The organism is Puniceibacterium confluentis, from assembly GCF_007923445.1.
Lineage (GTDB): Bacteria > Pseudomonadota > Alphaproteobacteria > Rhodobacterales > Rhodobacteraceae > Puniceibacterium > Puniceibacterium confluentis.
Genome location: NZ_VOJI01000117.1, coordinates 1 through 564, shown reverse-complemented (window position 1 = coordinate 564; position 564 = coordinate 1). Strand labels below are relative to the sequence as shown.

General features: G+C 68.3%; 2 protein-coding genes. One reads left to right on the top strand and one right to left on the bottom strand.

Annotated elements, in window-relative coordinates:
- Positions 1-343, top strand: a 343-nt coding sequence (locus FOY53_RS22795) for an amidohydrolase family protein (protein ID WP_146592552.1), incomplete at its 5' end; no start/stop codon positions are given.
- A gap of 48 nt (positions 344-391) precedes the next feature.
- Here FOY53_RS22795 and FOY53_RS22790 read toward each other — a convergent pair.
- On the bottom strand, positions 392-556 hold the full coding sequence (locus FOY53_RS22790) for a hypothetical protein (RefSeq protein ID WP_281289612.1): 165 nt from the start codon (positions 554-556) through the stop codon (positions 392-394).
- Positions 557-564: the final 8 nt, after the last annotated feature.

Below are 564 nucleotides of genomic sequence, written 5' to 3'. Positions count from 1 at the left end.
CATCCAGAAGAACCTGGGCGAGGCCTACAAGGCCGGGGTCAAGATCGCCTTCGGCACCGACCAGGGGCTGGCGCCGCATGGGACCAACGGCAAGGAGTTCGCCCTGATGGTCCAGGCCGGCATGACGCCGATCGACGCCATCTGGGCCGCCACCGCCAACGCCGCCGACCTGATCGGCGACGCCCAGGACATCGGCTCGGTCCAGGCCGGCCGCTACGCCGACATCATCGCCGTGACGGGCGATCCGCTGAAGGACGTCACCGAACTGGAGCGGGTGTCGTTCGTGATGAAAGGCGGCGTCGTCTACAAGGCGGGCGGCAAGCCGGTCGCCGTGCAGCAGTAGGCGCGAGCGGTAAGCGCCTAGGGGGCCGCCTGGCGCGTCCAGGCGGCCTCAGCCGTTCCAGAGCTCCAGGTTGAACAGCTTGCGATGCTCCTCGATCGCGAAGCGGTCGGTCATGCCGGCGATATAGTCGCAGACCAGCCGGGCGCGGCCGGCCTGGTCGCGGTTCTGGGACATGTCGTACCACTCGGTCGGCAGCACCTCGGGCTCGTTCATGAACAGGT

Coding starts and splice junctions, on each gene's coding strand:
- FOY53_RS22790 (WP_281289612.1), bottom strand. CDS start 556: ATGAACGAGCCCGAGGTGCTGCCGACCGAGTGGTACGACATGTCCCAG.